This is a genomic window from Papillibacter cinnamivorans DSM 12816 (genome assembly GCF_900176335.1).
GTDB lineage: Bacteria > Bacillota > Clostridia > Oscillospirales > Oscillospiraceae > Papillibacter > Papillibacter cinnamivorans.
Genome location: NZ_FWXW01000004.1, coordinates 178,090 through 195,976, shown reverse-complemented (window position 1 = coordinate 195,976; position 17,887 = coordinate 178,090). Strand labels below are relative to the sequence as shown.

Sequence of the window (17,887 nt, the reverse complement as noted above, 5' to 3'; positions counted from 1 at the left end):
CTTATTAACAAAATGGTCGATTTAGAAAAAGTTATCCGGGACGTAAATATAAAACAAGGATTATCATTTCAACCGTCTTCGCATCCAACCGAAGACGGTAATTCCTATGTTGCATGTTATTCAGGTCACTATTTGTCCTATGGAGAGATCACAATTGCGTTTGAAGCGTCGTTCCCTTATGCCCTGCCAGACATTTTTATTAAAAACACCTCTAAGCCACATGTTCATGTGACACCAGCTGGCAAGATATGCTTGACCGACGAGTCCGCACTTCTTCTCGATATAAATAGACCCGAACAGTTAGTAATAGATTGCCTTGATCGGGTGGCCCAAATACTTAGTATTTTACCGGGTACTGATCTTTACCAAGAAGAACTAAAGAAAGAATTCTTGTCTTATTGGGGGATATATACACCAGGAATTATATATTTTTCAATCCTTCAAATACCGAAAAAAGAAGGATTTATTCAAGAGTTCCCATTATTTAAATATGGGAAGTCGCTCCTATTAGCCAACTCTACTGATGATGCAAACAGATATATTTGCGAAACCCTTGGTCTCGATTCAACGGCAGCAGTAGACAGTCCTGAAGAGTATGCTTTGGTTATTGGTTTGAAACAAGGTTGTGCTTTCCCGTCACCATTCAAGCAACATAACTGGTTTTCGGTTATGCACTACATACGTGATAACACGGATGCCCAAATAAGCCATGAGTTTTTTAAACTTATGAATGCTCGGGTGAAAAATAAAATCATCAATATCATTTTCATTTCGCCCGGCGCTGATGGCAATATTTTATTTGGGGTTGTCGTTGGATTTAGTAATCGAAGAAAAACACCAATGAAAAGTTCAATAAAAACCAGCGTTATGCAAATAAATTTACTCCGGGAAGACCGCGATTATTTACTGGCGCGGGGAGGCTCTGCGCTTTCTCTAACGGATAAGAGGGTGTTGTTGCTGGGATGTGGCTCTGTAGGTGGATATCTTGCAAACAACCTGTGTCAGATGGGTATAACACAAATAGACTTGTTAGATAAAGACACTTTTAAATCGGAGAATGTATATCGTCATTTTATGGGATATGACGCATTGCGAAGGCCTAGCAGTAAGAGCAAAGCGGATTTGTTGCGAGGCGTTCTGAGCGATAAATACCCGGACGTGGATATCGATTCCATGAATTATCAGGATAGGTCTGTAGAGGCCGTCATTCTTTCTAATCCGGAAAGACTATCGCAATATGATCTGGTGATTTCGGCTCTGGGGGAACCAACCATCAATCTGGCCATCAATAAGGCGCTGGTTGAGAACAACATTCCAACGCCGTTTATAGTCTGTTTTAATGAGCCTTATGGGATTGGAGGTCATGTAATAACAACAAATCTGAGTCAGAAATCTTGTCTACGTTGCTATTATAGCGATTTTTTGGAAGGAACTTTACGGCCTTTTCGCGGGAGCCTGGTTGCACCAAACCAAAACTTTAAAAAGAGCCTATCTGGTTGTTCAAGCACCTTTGTTCCGTACAGTGCACTCGATTCACAGCAAACTGCAATTCATGCCGCGCACAAAGCCGTAGATATATTGACAGGAAAACTGAATAGAAATAACTTTTTTACTTGGCGCGGTGATTCATCTCTCTTGTTATCTCAGGGGTATGAAGTTTCTGATTTTTACAACTCAGAAAACCCGTCAGATGAAATAACAAACCCTAAATGCCCGGTCTGTCAAAGGAGGCATTCAGTGTCATGATATTCAAATATGATGATAAGCTTACGGTTGAACTCTCACCCGATGTAGTAAAATTAAATCGGATATGTATGTTGGTTTACGATTATCAAAATGAATCCGGCGGCATTTTAGTTGGTGTAATGAAAGACGGTTCCCACCTTACCATAACTAATGTTACCGAACCACAACTACGAGACCGTAAACTTCCTTTTCGATTCCTCCGCTCAGGCTCTGGGCATCAAGAGTATATGGACCAGTTTTGGGAGCAATCCGGATATCAGAAGATGTATTTTGGAGAGTGGCATACCCATCGAGAAGATTATCCTATCCCTTCGACCATAGATACATGTGGTTGGAAGAAGATTGCGAAGAAGAAACAAAATTCCCCGTGGATGCTGTTTATCATTTTGGGGCTAAAAAGTTATCGGCTTTGGACAGTGGATAAAGGGATTATAAAGGAGTTGGTTCAGCATGCTGAATAACCTATTGAAAGTCTGGGATAAAATTATTTTGGGGCTAAGTGAGTTGGCAAAAGCCTGCAAGGCTATTCCTCATAAATGTTTTGCAATTGTAGCGGTATTTGACGCCTGTTGTGCGATTGTTGCCTTTTTAGGAGAAGACAAGCTTAAAGATGTTAAGATAATAAAGGCGGATATTTATGACACAATTGCAAGTTTTTGGCCTGCATTTTCAGACGGGTTGTTAACTCCTACTGGCAAGTCAGTAATAATCTTTATTTCGATAGCCGTCTTCTTGATGTGGGCGCTTAAAATACTTTACCGCCAGCCAGCTTTGCTCATAGCGCATTCGACGATGGGGCACAATCTGTCAATTTTGGACGCTAATTTTAAAAAATCATTTTATGCCAAGAGGGTTGAAATCGGTTATAGAATTCAATCTCAAAATGCTTCCAAAGCAGAGATAATACAAGCTATAAAAACTCAAGACGAAACATTTGCCAACATTAAAAAGACAAACTGGCGTTCAATTATTTTCTATTATGGAGTAGCGCATACTCCCTTCACATTTCGCTTAGGACATCAGTTCGGTCAGACATGTCGTATACGTCTTTTACATAGATTCAGGGTAACAGAGGACGCACAAGAATTTAAAGAACTACCTTGTCACGATGATAATAAAGCGGCTTGGGTTAACTGCATTCAACCAGATAACAATAGGCAAAGCAATGAGCTTCTGGTTGCTATTGCAACCACTTACCCTATTAAGGATGAAGACCTTCGCACAATAGATCCAGATAATGCAATGCACATTTACAAGGTTGAGATTGATAGAAAAGATTATGATTTCTTCAGCTCGTACAATAAAATTCGCAGCTATGCAGACCGGATTGCAGAAGATATACGTCTGCTTGTAAAAGAGAAAGGCATCCGAACTATACACCTAGCAATTTCATCCTCAGTGCCATTTACATTTTATCTGGCTCAGCAAATGAGCACACAACAATATCCCAGCATTATTGTATATCAATACGAACCAGGAAGATATACTTGGGGCATTGACATTCGAGAGACCGACCATACTAAGGCAGTAATAAGGTGTGAAGTAAAAGAAGGCGTTTAGATATCTTTTTCGGCATATCCCTTTGTAACCTCAAAGCAAAACTCCTCAAGGGCAATGGATTGTAATATCAATGACCAAATTTTCATAGAGCGCGTGAACATGCTCAACTTTCACTGAATTCTTTGCAACTTACATAGTCCTTCTTGGTATCTGCCAGGAAGGATTTTTTATTACACAGAAAGGAGTGCACGCACATGGAAGACTGCAAAATAATTGCCATCACAAACCAGAAAGGCGGAGTAGGTAAAACTACGACGGCTGTCAATCTCGGAGTCGGCCTTGCACGTACCGGCAAGAAAGTACTGCTCGTTGATGCCGACCCACAGGGCAGCTTGACTGTGAGTCTTGGTGTAAAAACGCCCGACGAGCTTCCCATCTCTATCGCAACGCTAATGCAGGACATTATTGATGACAAAGCCATACCGGAAGACTACGGCATTATTCATCACCCCGAGGGCGTTGATCTGATCCCCTCCAACATTGAGCTGTCGGCCTTTGAAGTGGGCCTTATCAATGTTATGAGCCGCGAGTATGTATTGCGAGATACCCTTGAACTGTTGAAGCAGAATTATGACCATATTTTGATCGACTGCATGCCGTCTCTGGGAATGATGACGATCAACGCGCTTGTTGCTGCGGACAGCGTAATGATACCTTCTCAGGCCAGTTATCTATCCACGAAGGGTCTGTACTTGCTGATGCGATCAATCACAAAGGTCAAGCGACAAATCAATCCAAAGCTCCGAATTGACGGCGTTTTACTGACAATGGTGGATAGCCGGACAAACAACGCTAAAACAATTATCAATTCTCTTCGCCAAACCGGCGATAATCTCCGTATTTTCGATGCTGAAATTCCATTCTCAGTGAGAGCCGCCGAAACCAGTATTGAGGGCAAGAGCATTTTCGCCCATGACGGGAGCGGAAAGGTTGCATGCGCTTACGAACAGCTGACGAAGGAGGTGCTGGACAATGAGCAGCGTCAAAACAATCGATCTCGGTCTGAAGAACGCATACGATGAGCTTTTCATGGACGATAAAGGCCGAGTAGAAAACCGCGCTCCAAAGATACTGGACATCCCTATTACAGAGATAGACAACTTCCCTGAGCATCCGTTTAAGGTGAAGATAGACGAGGATATGGAGCAGCTTGTGCAAAGCGTTAAAGAGCGCGGTATTATCACCCCAATTACTCTCCGTCAAAAGGAAAACGGACGTTATGAAATTGTGTCTGGGCACAGGCGAAGAAAAGCTTGTGAGCTTGCCGGCCTTCCCACTGTGAGAGCTGAAGTTCAGGATTTAACACGAGATGAAGCAATCATTTTAATGGTTGAATCGAATTTACAGCGTTCTCATATTCTGCCAAGTGAAAAGGCTTTTTCCTACAAAATGAAGCTGGAAGCCATGAAAAGACAAGCAGGAAGACCAAAGAAAGAAAATGGTGTCCCAGTGGGACCCGATTCTTTGATTGGAAAATCACGAGAAATACTTGCAGTTGATTCTCCTGACAGCAATACGCAAATCCAGCGCTACATTCGTTTAACCAATCTATCTCCAACTCTTTTGGACATGGTTGATGATGGCAAGATCGCAATCCGGCCTGCCGTTGAAATCTCCTATCTTGAAAAAGAAGAGCAGGAAGCCTTGATTGAAACCATTGCCTTAGAGGAGGCTACGCCGTCTCTGGCGCAGGCCATCAAGATGCGTGACTTTTCCAAAAACGGCAAGCTCAATGAAGACGTTATTCTCTCCATTATAAGCGAGGAAAAACCGAATCAGCGGGCAAAATTCAGTATTCCTACAGAACGAATCAGCAAGTTTATTCCTGATAATATATCTCCTAAGCAAACCGAAGAGTATGTACTCAAAGCGCTAGAGTATTACCACCATTACCGGCAGAAGCAAAGGGAGCTTGAAAGATGAGTTTATCCAAGGGCGGAGTGGGCTCTTTTTGAATCTGGCTATCAAGCGTTTCCCCTCTCACACTCTCCTCAAAAACCAGCTGTACCGGCTGAAAAGAGAAATCATATATCCCTTCTTCAGCTGGCAATAAAGATTTAAACAACGAACGGAGTGATTGAAATTAATGACTAAACTATTCAGAAGCAAAGCTTTCATCGGCTCAATTTGTCTGGTGTTGGCTGCGGCAATAGCGTTCCTGCTGTTGCCGCGTTTTTATGCGGCGCAGTCCGCAACCGTTAATGTTGTGCGGGTCACGCAGGATGTGCCGGCAGGAACGGTCATCACAAGTGCCATGCTGACAACCGCAGAAGCCGGTGCCTACGGTCTTCCGGGAAAAGTCATGACATCAGAGGCTGAGGTAGTCGGCAAGGTGGCGGCAGAAACACTCTATGCCGGTGAAATGCTTTGGCAGGATCGTCTTATGAGTGAAGAAGATTATATTGCGTCTGAGGATGCCCGTACAAAGGGCTTAACTAACGGCATGTGTCTTGTGACGCTGGAGCTTCCGTCTGCATCTTCCGGCATCGCCGGTGTCCTTAGAGCTGGATATATCGTAGATGTTTACGAATGCACAAAGAGCGAGGATGCGAGCTATTCTATCGCAAAATGCCTGAGCTCCATGTATGTCTATGATGTTCTCAACAGTAATTTGGAGTCGCTGAACGATCTGGAAGCGAAGAAGGACGGAGCATCGGCAGATGATACAACGAATTATGACTTGAAACCCGTTTATGTCATATTCAGATGCACGGAAGATCAGGCCCAGACGCTGATACGCCTTGAACGAGTTGAATCACTGTACCTGACACTGAAGAATACGGAGGGATAATCCATGAGTATAAACGCTATCTGGGGCCCTCCGCATTCCGGAAAGACTACGCTGGCTATTGACCTTGCATATGCGCTTTCCCAAAAGGGCCAGTCTGTGTGTCTTATTTCTCCTGAACTTCACAGTGAATTGTCCGCCCGAATGAAACTCAATATCACAAAACAAAAGAGCCTGATCACGGCATGTAAAACCAAGGAATCACTGAAACAGGTTGTGTTCCGGGCGGATGAACTGCTGTATGTTCTTGCTGCCCCATGCTATAACGATGCTTTCGGCGAGGACATCGGCAGTGATGCGGCAAAGGCGATTCTCGACCAGGCAAACACGCTGTTTGATGCGGTTCTCGTAGATTGCCCATCTCATGCCGGCAGTGTACTGGCAGCATGGGCTTTAAACCGGGCTGACAAAGTCTTACTGCTTACAGGCAGTCAGGTATCTTCAAGCCTGTGGTATAACGCATACCGCAGAGCTGTCGATACCGTCACGACGACAGCCGTTTCTGTCTGCATTGAGATAAACGACAGCTTCGACCATCCTGCGCTGCACAAGCTGATCGGCGTATCCCCGGAAGTCTGGATTCCGTTTTTTAAAGATGCGGAATCATTCCAGAACCTGAAACCGACCTTATACGATTCGGGCGGGAAAACCGGCAAAACATATTCCGCCAGTATCGATGCGGTGTGCACAAAGCTGAGAGGAGGTAGCTTATGAGTATTACCACTTACGAATTCCTATCCGTTCTGCAGGCGCAGGATAATGTTGAACCCGGAAGCGGCAAGAACAGCTTTGATTATATGACCGTGCTGAACAGCGTGCGCTCTACCATCGCCCAGAATCACGCAGCGGAGCTTGCTGCCGCGCTAAACGATATAAAAGCGGCCCAAACGCTGAAAAAACTTGTCTTGAAATACGCTGCAGAGTGCATGGCCGGAAAGGATTACAACCGAGACGAGTTGGTTGAGCGGATCTATCAGGATATGGCCGGCCTTGGCATCCTGACGAAGTACCTCTACGACCCATCCGTGGAAGAAATTAACGTCAACGGCTACAATGCCGTGGAAATCATCCGGGCCGAACGCACGGATTACCTTTACGGAACGGAGGCCTTCCCGTCTCCAACCGCTGCGCTGGATATTGTGAAGCGCATGGTGCGGATGGGCGGTATGCTGCTTGACGCTCAGACGCCGCGCGTGGACAGCTATATCGGTTCCGGGACCCGTATCTCCGCGATCATTCCTCCCCTCGTTCCGCAGGAGCAGGGTGTTATCGTCAGTATCCGAAAACAGAATAAGAACCGCATCACAAGAGAGCAGCTGATTGACTCTGGTTCTGCTACGGAGGACATGCTGGACTTCCTTTCAATGTGCCTCTGCTACGGTGTTTCCATCGGCGCGGCCGGAGGAACCGGCAGCGGCAAATCCACGCTCATGTCGTATCTTCTAAATGAATACATCCTGAAAAACGACGACAACAATAACCGCATCTATATCATCGAAGACAGCCGCGAGCTAAACCTGATGGACTTCGACAATGCAAATGACCGACCTGCGCGTGTCCTTTACACCGTGACCAAAGGCCCGCCGAATCCGGTGAGCATGCACGACTTAATTGTCAGCTCTCTGCGTTTTCATCCGGCTTTGATTGTTCCCGCTGAGGTCCGTGACGGTGCGGCATTCCAAGCGGCAGTCGCCGGTCAGACGGGACACACGATTCTGACATCCTTCCATGCAGACGGAGCGGAAGACGGTTATCGCAGGCTAGTCTCCATGTGCCATACGGCGGGAACCCGGCTCACCAACGACCAGCTTTTGGAAATGTGTATCAGCGCCTGGCCAATCATCATTTTTCAGAAGCAGCTCAAAGACAACTCCCGCAAAATCATGGAGATCTTTGAAGCAAGAGGGCTGCTCGATGGGTCGGTGAAGGGAAAAACGCTGTACCGCTATGATATGGACAGGGTTGAACGGGACGGTCACGGTCATATCATCAAGGTATACGGGAAGCATCGGCGTACCGGTTGTATTTCCCCCGCACTCTACAACCGCTTGCGTGATAACGGCGCTCCCGAAGAACATCTGAAGCGGCTATTTCCGGAATTTCAAGCGGAGGAACGAATATGACCACAATTATATATAGTTATCTCGCTGTGTTTCTTTTATTGAGCACGGCGATTTTTCTTTTCTTCAGGCTTGATCTTGTGCTGCGTGAGAGCATGCAGCGTTCTTCCGTGAAGCACCGCAAAATCAAGCTGTTCAAAAAGCAAACGACGCTGAGCCGGAAGCTCACCAGTCTAGCGGAGAAGCGCAGAACCCTCATAGAGTACAGCGAAATGCCGAAGACAGCTTATTACTTTCTGACGGCGGCTTGTGCCGGCATCGGGCTCGTTGCAGGACGTGTTATTTATACCTCTCTTCTGATTTCCGTAACTGTCGGCATTATGGGCTTATTTGCGCCTCTGCTGCTGTTCAGTTTAAGGTGGACAAAAACACAAAATGCCAGACTTGACCGTCTGGCTGCATCTATGATGATCCTTTCCAATTCCTATTTGGTTACAGAAGATTTCATTACCACAGTCAAGGACAATGTGGACATCCTTGAATACCCGGAGCCGTTCCGGAATTTTCTTGCCTATGTAACGCTCATGGACAGTGATTTGAAGAACGGCCTTCGCCGCATGGAGGATCAGGTCAATAATGGATACTTCTCGCAATGGGTTGATGCACTCGTCCTGGCCCAGGATGACCGTGAGCTCAAATATGTAGCGGTATCTGTAGTTGAATCAATGCACGATGTTCTTCAGGCGCAGATGGAATCGGATGCAGCGATGTATGCCGTCTGGCGGGATTATCTGCTGACGCTTTTCCTCATATTTTCCGTTCCGCTTGTATTCAAAATTTTGATGGCGGATGCCTATGTGGCGCTCACGACCTCGCCCGTCGGTCAGGGCTTGTTTGTGCTGCTTCTGGCTTCCGTCGTCTACTCTGTGTTTCGGGCGCTCAAAATCAACCGTCCGCTCATGTTATGAAAGGCGGTGCCGCATGACTTTATCGCTTATATTAATCGCCATTTTGCTTGGCTGCGGTGCATGGCTGATCCTATCGGCGAAGCTCTTTCATGACAAGTCGTTTTATGGACATAAGACCCTGAGCCGGCTCAACAAATGGAAGCAGGAAGATCGGGACATATGGGATTATCCCATCCTAAAAAAACTTGTTTCATTCCTGAGCCGATATGTTTTTCTGGACAAAGCTTCCGCTGAAATGCTTTCGAAGAAGCTTTCCCGTGCCGGTCTTGCTGTCACTCCGCAGCAATTCACGGCACGGAAGTATGCCATTATCACGTTAAGTGGTTCACTCATCCTGCTTTGCACGTTGCTCAAGTTCTGGCTTGGCATATTACTCATAATCCTGTTTGCCGTGCTTCTTTTTATGAAACAAAGCGAATCGCTTTCATCAAAGCTGAAAAAGAAAGATGAAGCCATCGCATTGGAAATGCCTCGCTTCATCCGCACCATCTGCCGAAATCTCCGAAGCAATCGGGATATTTACACCGCGCTGCAATCCTATCGCAAGGTGGCTGGTCCTGTGTTGGGCGCAGAACTGGATATCTTGCTTGCGCACATGCGGGCAGGTGGCGTATCTACTGCTCTGCAGCAATTCCAAAGTCGTTTAGGAACGGAAGAGGCCTTTCGGCTCTGCAGTATCTTGATGGAAATTGATCGAGGAATCGACCAAACCGCTACTCTCGACTATTTGGCTGACGACATGGCGCGTCAGGCCAAGTTAAAAGTTCAAAAAACACTTTCATCCCGACCTGCGAAAATGAGGAGAACCTATCTCCCCGCAGTCGGGATTTGTGTCGTCATGATTCTTTATGTGCTCATCGTGTTCGTGCAGAACCAATTAAATAATTTATTTTAACAGGAGGAAAAACCAATGAAAAAGTTCATTCGCAAAATCCGTGAAGAGGTGCAGAGCACCGGGACCCGCCTCGCCAATCTGATGACAGACCGCAAGGGTGATCTGGCCACCAACACCATCGGGGCCATCATCATCGCCGTCGTTGTCATCGGTCTTCTGATTGTGGCGATCAACGCATTCTTCCCCAACTTCTTTAGTAGCATGTTCCAGAGCATGGCCGATAAGCTGAACGCCAACTGGTAATCAGGAGGGAACCAACATGACAGCCAAAATGAAGCTCCACGGTTATCTGCGTTCCAAGAAGGGCGATTCAGCGGTCGAGTTTATCATGACGGCTGCCATGCTGGTTCTGGTCTTTGCCATGCTGATCTCCGCCATGATTTACGTTACACAGTATTACAGCGCAAGCTATATCTGCCGCCGCGTGGTCCGTACGATAGAAACGACAGGCGAATACGATGAGGCAACGGTCCTCGCGCTGGCAGATGATTTGGGCGGAGACGCCCTGGAAGACCTGAATATTCAGGTGGACGCAACGTACTGCAGCGGCACACGAATCCAACTGCGGGACGAATTCAGGGTTACGCTTACGGCTGAGTACAGAATTACCATCATGCAGTTCGGCCGGCAGCCGATCTATGTGGACCTGCCAATTCAAATCCGGCTCTCCGGGCGCTCGGAGGTGTATTGGAAGTGAAAAAGCTACTGAAAGACCGGACAGGCAGCGTTTCGATCATGTTTTTTGGCTTTCTGTTTGTGCTCCTGCTCATGACTTTTTTAATCATTGAGATGGGGGCCACAATGGAGAACCACGACTACGCGCTATCCGTATTGCAGCGGGCCTGCAACAGCGCGGTGGAAGCAAGTATTATGGATGAATACCGTGCCGACGGTATCCTTTTGTTGGATACACAAGGTGCAGATGAGGATTTTCGCAGTTTTGTCCGGAATGATCTTCCGAGCAAATATCAGATAGTCATCAGTTCTGTGAACTGCACTGCTTCGCCGCCGAGCATGACTGCAACAGGCACCATTACCTTTCCAACAGTATTTTCACAATACGGGTTTGAAGAAATGACGGTGTCCTTCACGGTGAAATCCACCAACTACGATTTGGATTAGGAGAACATCATGGAGCTGTTTTGTACTCTTATCAATGCTGGTATCCTTGCGTATGGCGGCGTAATGGATTATAAAAAACGTGAGATTCCCGATTTGGTGCCTGTGGTTCTCATGTTGACCGGATTTCTAAATGGGACGCTGATTCTGCCTCGGATGATCTGTTTGCTCATTACAGCAGTAGCGCTGCTCATCACTGCAAAGCTCTCGAAAAGCAGTCTTCCGGGCGGCGACTTCAAATTGATTTGTGCACTGACCTTCTCATGCGGGCTGTGCTCTATGGCAGCCATCTTGCTGTTGACAGGCCTCGGCGCAATCCTTTTGAGTCTCATTCGGAAGCAGCCCTTCAAGCGAAATATCCCGCTATGCACCTACGTCGCACCGGCATTCATGATCACAGGTGCGGCACAACTTATCTTACAAGGAGGACTCTTATGAAACGTAAAATCACAAGTATCATCGCTCTTATCCTAGCTCTGTGTACGCTTATGGCAACCGGAGCGATGGCGGCCTCTGCAGACACGGGCATCACTGTTCGTGTCAACGGCTACACGGTCAGTTTTCCGGACGGCCAGCCCTACATTGACGCAAACAGCAGAACCATGATTCCGGTCCGCTTCGTCACCGAACAGCTTGGCGCTAAGGTTTCGTGGAATGGAAATACAAAGACGGCCATCATTGAAAAGAATGACATCTGCGTTGAAATTCCCATCGGAAGCGATACTCTGAGCGTGACACAGGACGGCACCACGACTGCGGTTAAGATGGACACGGCTTCTGTGCTGAAAGACGGACGTACCTATGTCCCTATCCGCTATGTCGCGGAAGCTCTCGGGGCATACGTCGAATACTCCGAGCTGTACAGGACAGTCGGTATTTACTCCGATGTTCTGACAGCTGCGGAGATTGAGCAGCTTCGCACCTATGACTATACGCTGCCCGCCCTCGCAATCGATTATGAAACCGCAAAGGCGCGTTACTCCGCAGACGAGCTGGCTTTCTATTTTGGCACCAATCGTGCAAGCTTCGTTAACTATGCCAACGCCCGTGAGTATCTTTATCACGTCATGAGCAGGAGCGGCGAATACTACTTCAAGAGCCTGGAGACCGTTCTTCAGAACAGCACCAATGACAAATTCTACGATATGGTCGTTCAGGAAGCTGTAGCCGAAGTCAATTACAGTTCCGCAAACCTGACAGTTGAGTTCCGCGCCGACACATCCTGTATTTATCAGGCCGGCAATATGGACAGATTAACCTGCGCGGTACGCGGCATCGCCGTCGCGACCCTCCATGTGAAGCCGACTGAATTGACGGGGGCTGAAACCGCACTCCTCTGCAGGCTCGGATACACACAACTCTACCAGGACACGGCCATGTCCATTCCCGTTGATGTCCATATGAATACACAGCCCAACTACCAGGTCAACATCCACACCATCGTTCCGCTTGGTGAAGCGTATTAAAACAGGAGGGCAAATAAGAATGAAACGAAAACCTATTATGACCATCTGCGCGGCGATCTTGTTGATCGCCGCGCTTTCTGTTTCGGCGTTTGCTGCAACAAGCGTTCAAGATCAAATGGCAGCAAACAGCGCGGCATGGTGGGTCGCGTACAATGCCGGTGATACGGCAACATGCGCCGCACTCCACGATAGCAATGTTGCCCTTGCATCACAAGCATCCAGCGGAGGCGGGTCGTCAAGCTATAATAGCTCCAGTGGTACTTGGACTATTACCAATTCCTCTGGAAGCACGACCAGCTCATCCGGCTCCAGTAACGGCAAGTCGAACACAGTAACCTATACCACCACTTCTTCAAGCGGTGCAGTATCATCCACTTCCAACAGCACCTATACCAGTTCTTCCATTTCTGCATATATGGATGCCGGCGGTACAATCTCAGGACTCCAGACCTCCTATAACAATGCGGCGTCCAATGTTTCTACGACGGGCAATTACGGTGATGCGGTAGCGACTACCGCCGCTACTGACGAAGTTGCAGTGGTAAAGGCTCTTCTTGGTTTAACCGATGCCCAGGCGAGTCAGCTTCAGGCAGACCTTGAAGCCTCCAAGCAGGCCTACGATTCCGCTCAAGCTGCATACAATGCTGCAGTCCTTTCCGGAGACACCTCAGCTGCGGACGCGGCCAAAGCCATGATGGATGCTGCTCATGATGCGGCTCAAGACACCCGTGCGGCCTACAACTATACCGGAGACTCCAGCACGGCAAATGATGGCGGATACTTTTACGACAACGGCTCCGATAGTCCTTCTGATGGCGGCGGCTTCTATACCACTACGATTACCGCATCCTATAACATCACTGCATCCTCTACCTCCGGCGGTTCGATTTCTCCCTCCGGCACAGTTAGCGTGAAAAAAGGCGAGTCACAGACCTTTGCCATCACTTCTTCTGCTGGTTATGAAATCAAGAGCGTTGCAGTGGACGGCGTGAATAAAGGCGCAATCACTTCCTACACTTTCAGTAATGTAACCGAGGCTCACCAAATCTCTGCCGTGTTTGCACCGTCCGGCAAGGTAGAGCTTGGAAATGTTTCTATCACAAATTCGCTCGGCACTTCGCTAAATGGCAGCTCCATTAAGAGCGGTTACGGCATCTTCGCCACTGTCAGTGCAAGCTACAGCGATGTGACCGATCTGAAGCTGACCATGACATATAACTTCGGGTCTGGGAGCAAGAGCGTGACACTTCAGGAAACCTCAAACGGAGTATTTGCGTTCCCTATCAATGCAGCCAGCCCTACCGGCAGCCGCTGCGTATATATTCCGGTTGAAACGGCGGATGGGACTTACACGCTTACGTTTACCGTAACCGCCAAAAACGCCGCTGGTGAAGTTCTCACCGAAACGAAAACCTCCACAGTTGTCGTAAAGGGCAATATGTACGAGGATGATTTTACCGGTGATTCCTGATTAGTAAACCCAAGTGGTCCGCCTTTTGTGCGGACCACATACATAGTGATTTGTACATTTGCAGTTTTTCCCTGCGATTTTATAATAAGAGTATAAGGAGGGACTGCAGATGTTCAAACGGGGAAAAAAAGTGCGCGTTGAGCTTTCAAACGCCGAACTGCGTTTGCTTCGAAACAGCCTTATAAACTCAAGAAACAGACTGATTTCTGAAGGCAAATATACCGACCACATCGACGAAATCCTGATCATGCTGATGGCCTGATAATCGAATGCCGCTTACATACACCGACTGCTTCACTTCACGTGACGCTGCCGGTGTTTCTTCAGTTAATAAGAAGCCTTTCTTTCTAACAAGGAGTCAATAGCAGAGTTTTACAAACTACAACCGCCAGAAGGAAGTAATGCTTTCTTCCTCCTGGCGGCCTTTCAACAGATAAACCGATATTTTAGTTTCTTATTTTGATATGCTTCGTTCCTTTAGCTTCCTGATCTCCTCCGGTATCTCTTCTTGCAGCATACATTTATGAACATCCGCAGTTCCCGCGGCGACTGCGGCATCATAATACCAGCACTTGTAGTTGATCGTATCCAGCGTCTTCTGCAGCTCGTTGATTTGGGTCTCAACGACTCGTTTCCGTTCGTGAAACATATCGCATCTTTCACGAAGCGTCGTATCGCCCTCCATACACCAGTCGAGGAAAGTTTTGATGTCTTTAATCGGCATGCCGGTAGCTTTCAGGCATTCCACCATTGAGAGCCATTCCAGATCAATATCACTGAACACGCGAATGCCGCTGGCGGTTCTATCGATATTCGGCAAAAGCCCTTCTTTATCATAGAAACGCAGGGTTGACGCGGTCAATCCCAGCTTTTCGGCGATTTCACTGATTGTATAAGACATATGACGGCTCCTTGAAAATTTAGGTTTATGTATTGACTTAAAGTTAACTTTAAGTGTTATAGTGATCATACGTCATCTTTGACATTTCGTCAACAGGTGATATGGAGGTGTTTATAATAAAAATTCTTGTTGCTTATTACTCCCATTCCGGTAACACGCGTCAGATTGCCGAAATCATTCAAAAAGCTGTCGGAGGCACACTGTTCGAAATAGAACCAAAGGCAGCATATCCAGTAGCCTACAACACAGTTGTAGAACAAGCGAAGAAGGAAATCAAGGCGAGGATGAGACCTGCGCTCAAGCTGTTGCCCGACGTATCAGAATATGACGCTGTTATTATTGGCACGCCGAACTGGTGGAGCACCGCCGCGCCGCCGGTGATGACGTTTCTCGAGGGAAGGGATCTTTCATCCAAGCAGGTTACCTTTTTCTGTACCCATGGCGGTGGTGGACAGGGGCATATCTTTAAGGATATGTCCGCAGCGTGTCCTGATTCCAAAATGCTCAAGGGGATCGAGTTTTATGGCGATGGTGGGCGAAGCGCCCAGGCGATGGTTTCGGATTGGCTTCGACAAATCAATTTGCTAAATTGAGAAGTTGCTGCTAATAAGTGAAGGAGAAGACCGAAACAGTAATAGTTCGGTCTTTCTTCATGTAATAATATGGTTTATTCTATGATTATAAACCGTTTTAGTTGGCGTATTTCTATCGTCGATTTGAGTGCAGGATAAATGAAAGCATTGTTTTAAGATTCATTTTGCCGCCATATACAGGCATAGCGCTGGCGTTGCCATAATCCTTGATGTGCTCAATGTTTTTCAATAGTTCCATATCCTCGCCGGAGATGATGAAATCAACTTGCGCATTCATCTTCATGTGAGCAGGATTTGCAGTCTTGGGCAGTGGAAGAAGCCCAAGTTGCAAATCAAAACGTATGCTAAGCTGCGGAACCGTAACATCGTATTTTTGAGCGACCTTAACGATTTCCTGATTATTCAGAATTTCTCCGTGTCCGACCGGTGAATATGCCTCTACGAGGATGCCTTGACTTTGTGTGTATTCGATCAGCTCTGTCGGTGTATTGCTTATATGCGCCAGAATCTGATTGACCATCGGTTTAACAGTACAGGAGTTCAGGATGTTCTCGATATCCGGTTTTTCAAAGTTTGAAACGCCTATGGCGCGGAGCTTTCCGGCTTTATATGCGTCCTCAAGCGCGCGCCATGCTTCGCGGTTACCCTCAAAAAAGTGGTCTGCTTCGCGGAATTTTGACCATGGCTGCGGGCTGTGAATGATCATCATGTCAATATAATCAAGCCCCATCGTCTTGAGAGACCCGTCAATTGCCGAAACTGCCTTTTTATAAGATTTTGCTTCAGCGGCAAGCTTTGTTGTGACGAACATATCAGACCTGTTTACACCACAGTTTCTGATGCCTTCGCCAACGCCAGTTTCGTTCCGATAGGCCTGCGCGGTATCAATATGACGATACCCAATTTTTGTGGCATCTTTTACGGCCTGTGGGACATCCTTATTGTTGATAAACCATGTTCCAAGGCCGAGCTTTGGTATCTCGACCCCGTTGGTAAGGGTATATTTTTCTTCAAGAATCACAATAATTTCTCCTTGTTTTTTATCGGTGAATCGTGTCAGCTCTGACGTGGGAGCTTGCCGCCATACACCGGAAAGAAGCTGGATGCGCCGTAATTTTCGATCTTTTCTAACTTTTTCAGCGCTTCCATATCCTCGTCAGAAATGATGAAATCGACCTGCGCGTTGCCGCGCATATGCTCCGGATTTGCGGTCTTTGGCAAAGGCAGCGTTCCAAGTTGCAGGTCATAGCGGATGCAAAGCTGCGGCACCGTTACACCATATTTCCCGGCGATCTCGGCGATCTTGGGGTTCTTCAACACTTCTCCATGGGCAATCGGCGAGTATGCCTCGACAAGAATGCCCTTGCTCTGTGAATATTCTAAAAGCTCAAACGGCGTATTGCTCGCATGAACAAGCAGTTGGTTTGCCATTGGGGCAACAGTACAGGAAGAGAGTATATTGTCTAAGTCTGCTTTTTGGAAATTAGAGACACCAATAGCGCGGAGCTTTCCAGCCTTATAAGCATCCTCAAGCGCGCGCCACGCTTCACGGTTTCCCTCGAAGCAGCGATCCTCGTCGTCACCATATTCCATCCACGGCTGTGGACTGTGGATCAGCATCATGTCAAGATAGTCCAGACTGAGAGCCTCCAAAGAACCTTCAATCGCCTTTTCGGCGCTCTTATAATCCTTGGCTTCAGCCGCCAGCTTCGTCGTGATGAAAAGCGCGTCGCGCTTTACGCCGCATTTGCGGATGCCTTCGCCGATTCCTTTTTCGTTTCCGTAAGCCTGCGCGGTATCAATATGCCGGTAGCCAATGGCCACCGCGTCGCAAACCGCTTGCGCCGCGTTTTCGTCCGCGATAAACCATGTACCCAACCCCAGCTTGGGAATTTTAACACCGTTAGAAAGCGTATAAACTTCGTCAAATATCATTATGTATTTCTCCTTGTATGATGGGTTCAAAGCATTCGTCTGCCGAACCCTTTATTTTTCAGCATAAACCTCTTTAGCCATGCGGAATGCCGCCCAAGCCTTTGGCCATCCCGCATAAAAAGCGGCGTGGGTCAAAATCTCTGCCATTTCACTACCTGTCACACCATGGTTTTTCGCATTCATGATATGGAACTGTAGCGAGCTGTCCTGAATGCCGCTGGCCATCAGCGAAACGACCGTCACAATGCTGCGATCTCGCGCGGACAGCTCTTCTTCGCGTGACCAGACCTGTCCAAAGAGGACATCGTCGTTCAGCTCCGCAAATTTAGGTGCGAAATCCCCAAGCGCGTCCCTACCTGCCGTTACTTTTGCCATTTCTATATCC

22 protein-coding genes are annotated in these 17,887 nt (G+C 47.4%); 18 read left to right on the top strand and 4 right to left on the bottom strand.

The genetic code is table 11. The features are described from left to right. The first annotated feature begins 12 nt into the window (after positions 1 to 12). From B9A13_RS07790 to B9A13_RS14270, 17 genes are all read left to right on the top strand, one after another. Positions 13 to 1,746, top strand: a complete 1,734-nt coding sequence (locus B9A13_RS07790) for a ThiF family adenylyltransferase (RefSeq protein ID WP_084234582.1) — start codon at positions 13 to 15, stop codon at positions 1,744 to 1,746. Beyond that, a complete protein-coding gene (locus B9A13_RS07785; RefSeq protein WP_159448068.1) occupies positions 1,743 to 2,207 on the top strand; it encodes a Mov34/MPN/PAD-1 family protein in 465 nt (154 codons plus the stop codon). Before B9A13_RS07790 ends, B9A13_RS07785 begins: the two co-directional genes overlap by 4 nt. Further along, a complete protein-coding gene (locus B9A13_RS07780) occupies positions 2,197 to 3,306 on the top strand; it encodes an SAVED domain-containing protein (RefSeq protein WP_084234580.1) in 1,110 nt (369 codons plus the stop codon). Before B9A13_RS07785 ends, B9A13_RS07780 begins: the two co-directional genes overlap by 11 nt. Positions 3,307 to 3,500: 194 nt before the next feature. Further along, on the top strand, positions 3,501 to 4,328 hold the full coding sequence (locus tag B9A13_RS07775; RefSeq protein ID WP_084234579.1) for a ParA family protein: 828 nt from the start codon (positions 3,501 to 3,503) through the stop codon (positions 4,326 to 4,328). Beyond that, a complete protein-coding gene (locus B9A13_RS07770) occupies positions 4,279 to 5,229 on the top strand; it encodes a ParB/RepB/Spo0J family partition protein (protein WP_084234578.1) in 951 nt (316 codons plus the stop codon). The genes B9A13_RS07775 and B9A13_RS07770 overlap by 50 nt, the downstream gene beginning before the upstream one ends. 163 nt (positions 5,230 to 5,392) lie before the next feature. After that, positions 5,393 to 6,097, top strand: a complete 705-nt coding sequence (locus tag B9A13_RS07765; RefSeq protein ID WP_084234577.1) for an SAF domain-containing protein — start codon at positions 5,393 to 5,395, stop codon at positions 6,095 to 6,097. 3 nt (positions 6,098 to 6,100) lie between these two features. Beyond that, a complete protein-coding gene (locus B9A13_RS07760) occupies positions 6,101 to 6,808 on the top strand; it encodes an AAA family ATPase (RefSeq protein ID WP_084234576.1) in 708 nt (235 codons plus the stop codon). Further along, a complete protein-coding gene (locus tag B9A13_RS07755; protein ID WP_084234575.1) occupies positions 6,805 to 8,217 on the top strand; it encodes an ATPase, T2SS/T4P/T4SS family in 1,413 nt (470 codons plus the stop codon). Before B9A13_RS07760 ends, B9A13_RS07755 begins: the two co-directional genes overlap by 4 nt. Beyond that, positions 8,214 to 9,122, top strand: coding sequence for a type II secretion system F family protein (locus B9A13_RS13905; RefSeq protein ID WP_143806914.1), 909 nt, complete (start codon positions 8,214 to 8,216; stop codon positions 9,120 to 9,122). The genes B9A13_RS07755 and B9A13_RS13905 overlap by 4 nt, the downstream gene beginning before the upstream one ends. A gap of 13 nt (positions 9,123 to 9,135) precedes the next feature. Then, complete coding sequence (locus tag B9A13_RS07750) at positions 9,136 to 10,017, top strand: type II secretion system F family protein (RefSeq protein WP_159448067.1); 882 nt, start codon at positions 9,136 to 9,138, stop codon at positions 10,015 to 10,017. Positions 10,018 to 10,032: 15 nt separating this feature from the next. Beyond that, positions 10,033 to 10,260 carry a hypothetical protein gene (locus B9A13_RS07745; RefSeq protein ID WP_084234573.1) on the top strand — a complete coding sequence of 76 codons (228 nt, stop codon included), beginning with the start codon at positions 10,033 to 10,035 and terminating at the stop codon, positions 10,258 to 10,260. A gap of 16 nt (positions 10,261 to 10,276) precedes the next feature. Continuing rightward, on the top strand, positions 10,277 to 10,714 hold the full coding sequence (locus tag B9A13_RS07740) for a DUF4320 family protein (protein ID WP_084234572.1): 438 nt from the start codon (positions 10,277 to 10,279) through the stop codon (positions 10,712 to 10,714). Beyond that, on the top strand, positions 10,711 to 11,139 hold the full coding sequence (locus B9A13_RS07735) for a hypothetical protein (RefSeq protein WP_084234571.1): 429 nt from the start codon (positions 10,711 to 10,713) through the stop codon (positions 11,137 to 11,139). The genes B9A13_RS07740 and B9A13_RS07735 overlap by 4 nt, the downstream gene beginning before the upstream one ends. Positions 11,140 to 11,148: 9 nt before the next feature. Beyond that, the gene (locus tag B9A13_RS07730; RefSeq protein ID WP_084234570.1) at positions 11,149 to 11,574 is read left to right on the top strand and encodes a prepilin peptidase; all 426 of its coding nucleotides are present in this window, start codon (positions 11,149 to 11,151) and stop codon (positions 11,572 to 11,574) included. Further along, a complete protein-coding gene (locus B9A13_RS07725) occupies positions 11,571 to 12,602 on the top strand; it encodes a copper amine oxidase N-terminal domain-containing protein (RefSeq protein ID WP_159448066.1) in 1,032 nt (343 codons plus the stop codon). Before B9A13_RS07730 ends, B9A13_RS07725 begins: the two co-directional genes overlap by 4 nt. Before the next feature lie 19 nt (positions 12,603 to 12,621). After that, positions 12,622 to 14,073: a DUF8195 domain-containing protein gene (locus B9A13_RS07720; protein WP_084234568.1), complete on the top strand. Its 1,452-nt coding sequence runs from the start codon at positions 12,622 to 12,624 to the stop codon at positions 14,071 to 14,073. Positions 14,074 to 14,182: 109 nt separating this feature from the next. Then, positions 14,183 to 14,335 carry a hypothetical protein gene (locus B9A13_RS14270; RefSeq protein WP_200809697.1) on the top strand — a complete coding sequence of 51 codons (153 nt, stop codon included), beginning with the start codon at positions 14,183 to 14,185 and terminating at the stop codon, positions 14,333 to 14,335. A gap of 192 nt (positions 14,336 to 14,527) precedes the next feature. Here the strand turns inward: B9A13_RS14270 and B9A13_RS07715 are convergent, their stop codons facing one another. Beyond that, positions 14,528 to 14,974, bottom strand: coding sequence for a MerR family transcriptional regulator (locus tag B9A13_RS07715; RefSeq protein WP_084234567.1), 447 nt, complete (start codon positions 14,972 to 14,974; stop codon positions 14,528 to 14,530). A 107-nt stretch (positions 14,975 to 15,081) separates the two neighbouring features. On the opposite strand from B9A13_RS07715, the gene B9A13_RS07710 reads away from it, so the two are divergent. After that, a complete protein-coding gene (locus B9A13_RS07710; protein ID WP_242942816.1) occupies positions 15,082 to 15,567 on the top strand; it encodes a flavodoxin in 486 nt (161 codons plus the stop codon). 112 nt (positions 15,568 to 15,679) lie between these two features. Here the strand turns inward: B9A13_RS07710 and B9A13_RS07705 are convergent, their stop codons facing one another. Genes B9A13_RS07705 through B9A13_RS07695 form a run of 3 tightly spaced genes read right to left on the bottom strand, consistent with a single transcriptional unit; the run spans position 15,680 to position 17,877 of the window. Then, the gene (locus B9A13_RS07705) at positions 15,680 to 16,588 is read right to left on the bottom strand and encodes an aldo/keto reductase (protein ID WP_084234565.1); all 909 of its coding nucleotides are present in this window, start codon (positions 16,586 to 16,588) and stop codon (positions 15,680 to 15,682) included. A gap of 35 nt (positions 16,589 to 16,623) precedes the next feature. Continuing rightward, positions 16,624 to 17,502 (bottom strand): aldo/keto reductase, encoded by an 879-nt coding sequence (locus B9A13_RS07700; RefSeq protein WP_084234564.1) that lies wholly within the window; start codon positions 17,500 to 17,502, stop codon positions 16,624 to 16,626. 51 nt (positions 17,503 to 17,553) lie between these two features. Beyond that, positions 17,554 to 17,877: a carboxymuconolactone decarboxylase family protein gene (locus B9A13_RS07695; protein WP_084234563.1), complete on the bottom strand. Its 324-nt coding sequence runs from the start codon at positions 17,875 to 17,877 to the stop codon at positions 17,554 to 17,556. Positions 17,878 to 17,887: the final 10 nt, after the last annotated feature.

Bases quoted from the DNA above. Each gene is read 5' to 3' on its own strand.
- B9A13_RS07790 (WP_084234582.1), top strand. From the start codon at position 13: ATGGTCGATTTAGAAAAAGTTATCCGGGACGTAAATATAAAACAAGGA.
- B9A13_RS07785 (WP_159448068.1), top strand. From the start codon at position 1,743: ATGATATTCAAATATGATGATAAGCTTACGGTTGAACTCTCACCCGAT.
- B9A13_RS07780 (WP_084234580.1), top strand. From the start codon at position 2,197: ATGCTGAATAACCTATTGAAAGTCTGGGATAAAATTATTTTGGGGCTA.
- B9A13_RS07775 (WP_084234579.1), top strand. From the start codon at position 3,501: ATGGAAGACTGCAAAATAATTGCCATCACAAACCAGAAAGGCGGAGTA.
- B9A13_RS07770 (WP_084234578.1), top strand. From the start codon at position 4,279: ATGAGCAGCGTCAAAACAATCGATCTCGGTCTGAAGAACGCATACGAT.
- B9A13_RS07765 (WP_084234577.1), top strand. From the start codon at position 5,393: ATGACTAAACTATTCAGAAGCAAAGCTTTCATCGGCTCAATTTGTCTG.
- B9A13_RS07760 (WP_084234576.1), top strand. From the start codon at position 6,101: ATGAGTATAAACGCTATCTGGGGCCCTCCGCATTCCGGAAAGACTACG.
- B9A13_RS07755 (WP_084234575.1), top strand. From the start codon at position 6,805: ATGAGTATTACCACTTACGAATTCCTATCCGTTCTGCAGGCGCAGGAT.
- B9A13_RS13905 (WP_143806914.1), top strand. From the start codon at position 8,214: ATGACCACAATTATATATAGTTATCTCGCTGTGTTTCTTTTATTGAGC.
- B9A13_RS07750 (WP_159448067.1), top strand. From the start codon at position 9,136: ATGACTTTATCGCTTATATTAATCGCCATTTTGCTTGGCTGCGGTGCA.
- B9A13_RS07745 (WP_084234573.1), top strand. From the start codon at position 10,033: ATGAAAAAGTTCATTCGCAAAATCCGTGAAGAGGTGCAGAGCACCGGG.
- B9A13_RS07740 (WP_084234572.1), top strand. From the start codon at position 10,277: ATGACAGCCAAAATGAAGCTCCACGGTTATCTGCGTTCCAAGAAGGGC.
- B9A13_RS07730 (WP_084234570.1), top strand. From the start codon at position 11,149: ATGGAGCTGTTTTGTACTCTTATCAATGCTGGTATCCTTGCGTATGGC.
- B9A13_RS07725 (WP_159448066.1), top strand. From the start codon at position 11,571: ATGAAACGTAAAATCACAAGTATCATCGCTCTTATCCTAGCTCTGTGT.
- B9A13_RS07720 (WP_084234568.1), top strand. From the start codon at position 12,622: ATGAAACGAAAACCTATTATGACCATCTGCGCGGCGATCTTGTTGATC.
- B9A13_RS14270 (WP_200809697.1), top strand. From the start codon at position 14,183: ATGTTCAAACGGGGAAAAAAAGTGCGCGTTGAGCTTTCAAACGCCGAA.
- B9A13_RS07715 (WP_084234567.1), bottom strand. From the start codon at position 14,974: ATGTCTTATACAATCAGTGAAATCGCCGAAAAGCTGGGATTGACCGCG.
- B9A13_RS07700 (WP_084234564.1), bottom strand. From the start codon at position 17,502: ATGATATTTGACGAAGTTTATACGCTTTCTAACGGTGTTAAAATTCCC.
- B9A13_RS07695 (WP_084234563.1), bottom strand. From the start codon at position 17,877: ATGGCAAAAGTAACGGCAGGTAGGGACGCGCTTGGGGATTTCGCACCT.